This window comes from Polaromonas sp. P1_F8, from assembly GCF_056405635.1.
Map to the genome: position 1 here is coordinate 1 of NZ_JBFUBS010000014.1, position 2,247 is coordinate 2,247.

Consider the following 2,247-nt stretch of genomic DNA (forward strand, 5'->3'; position numbering starts at 1 on the left):
AGTGAAGAAAACGTCGCCACCCTGACAAGCCGAGACGCGTCAACGGCCAACGGCGCGTTGAAGAACACCCTGACCCTGCAGCAAGCGCAGGAACTGCAGGTCCAGCAGCAAAAGGCCAAAGAGAACGCCCAGGCTGCGCAATACATCGGTGCGGTGATCACGAACGCGATTGGCGATCTGGTGCATAAGAACGAATGGCTGGAAGGCAGCTGGCAAAAGACCGTGCTGCATGGAATGGCTGGGGTGATTCAGGCCAAGGTGGCGGGAACCAGCGCGCTGAGCGGGGCGGTTGTCGGCGCTCTGAACGAGCAACTGTTGCCAGAGCTCGAAAAATATCTTGTAGATCAAGGCTATCCCAAAGGCAGTGCGGAGTTCAATGCGCTGATCACTGCGGGATCGACGTTGGCTGGTGCAGCCTTGGGTGCGGTCACAGGGGGCGCAACTGGCGCGGGAGCCGGGATAGGCATTGCCTATTCAGGGACAGTGAATAACTATTTGAAACATAACCCTGTTGATGCTCGGCAAAGCCAGCTTCGTGGGTTCGCGGAACAACTTGCGCGTTGCAAAGCGACGAGCGGCTGCAACGTGGAAGGGGTTTACTCTTACTGGAGTGGAGTCAGCGCATCGCAGCAAGCTGACGCAAAAAACGCAATCGCCGAATGGGCCGCTAGCGGTGATGCAACCAACTTAGGGAAGTTCATTGCTGGTGCGGCAGGTGCCTTGGGTGCCAATCCTGCAGATTTCTGCTCCTCTGGTGATTCAAAGTGCTATCAGTTCATTCAGAGCCAGAATACACAGGCATATTCCGCCTATCGAGATGCGACGATTTTTCTTGCATCAATGGAGCATGTAAGCGGAATACCGCGCACCAACGGCAACATGGCCCGATCGACGCCGGAAGGTTATCAACCGTTCGAAGTGACAGGAATGCCACCCAAAACGAGAGCTATAGTGGATATATCAACTGGAGAGGTGAGGGCGCTCACCGATGCCGGAAAAATTATTGACCTTCCCGCCAGCCCACTGCCTACTTGGACTACCGCAGCAGATAATTCCGCAATAAAAGTTGTTTGGGGAAAAGGTATCCAGGGTCAGGGTATGCCATGGGAAGACTATCTTGCGGCACAGATGCCGTCGAGTTCCAGGCTTCCACCCAACTTTGAAACGTTTGACTTTTTTAACCGAGCCACTGGCGTTGCAACTAGCGCTAAGACGCTGGATACGATGACTGCAGCCAGGCTCACAGATCCTACGCAACTCTATACGTCTCTCAAAGGTAATATTGATGTTGTCTTTCAATTTGAAAAAGCACAGCTGGGAAATACGGTGGTTGATGCTGCAAGCATCTCCGCACGGCAATTGCAAGTTGCCGTACCAGCTGGCACTACACCGGCGCAGTGGCAACAGATAGAAAAAGCAATTCAGTATGGAAAAAATATGGGTGTTAAGGTTGTCATAACTGCAGTGAACTAGCATGAACGACGTTACAGAAAAAAAATGGGCTTCGGCCTTATTCAACGGCGATTTCTATCTCATCGAAACATATTCGGGGTATCGAGGGAGTAGTCGCGATGAAAACGGTAAGCAACACACACTTGATCCGAATGCAGATGCAAACTCATTGGGTTCGGCTCTACTGGATGCGTTGTTGCACAGCCGATTCTTGACTTTGGCAGAGCTGGACGATTTCTTCGACTATAGAAAAAACCAGCAGTCTTATGAGGCTTGGGTTCAAGCGCTCATAACCAAGCATGGCTATAAGTCCAAGAACGCACTCTTTAAGAAAATGGCGTGTTGCAACATCACGGTGAACGTAGCTGACGGCACGATGGAGATATGTCCAATGCGTCACGAGAAGCTGGAAGGATGGGGGCGAGAAAAAGACGATGGCATTGAGAATGTAATCATCCCGGCAAATAGTTCCGAAGCTGTTGTCGGGGACGCTTTACGCTTGGCCTTCAGTCGTTGTATTTAGCAAGACAGCAAAACACCCGAACCAGTGCGTCGGGTGTTTTCGGCTTCGGCCTGAGCCTGTGCATCCCACCGTTCTGCTACGGCACAACGGTCAGCGGCAACCTGAGCGCCAGCAAGCAGGAGATCGACCACAACTACCTGAGCGCAGTCGGCCAGAGTGGCATTGCCGCCGGCACCGGCGGCTTCGACATCAAGGTGGCTGGCGCCACCGACCTCAAAGGCGCAGCCATCACCAGCGAAGCCGACAAAAGCAAGAACACCTTGAGCACCTCG

General features: G+C 53.0%; 3 protein-coding genes. All 3 read left to right on the plus strand.

Going from position 1 to position 2,247, the window contains the following annotated elements:
• On the plus strand, window positions 1–1,473 hold a 1,473-nt coding region (locus AC1D1J_RS22535; protein ID WP_477695923.1), incomplete at its 5' end, for an endonuclease toxin domain-containing protein.
• A gap of 1 nt (window position 1,474) precedes the next feature.
• Complete coding sequence (locus tag AC1D1J_RS22540; protein WP_477685966.1) at window positions 1,475–1,975, plus strand: contact-dependent growth inhibition system immunity protein; 501 nt, start codon at window positions 1,475–1,477, stop codon at window positions 1,973–1,975.
• A partial coding sequence (locus tag AC1D1J_RS22545; RefSeq protein ID WP_477695924.1) for a hypothetical protein occupies window positions 1,966–2,247 on the plus strand: 282 nt, incomplete at its 3' end. The genes AC1D1J_RS22540 and AC1D1J_RS22545, both read left to right, overlap by 10 nt.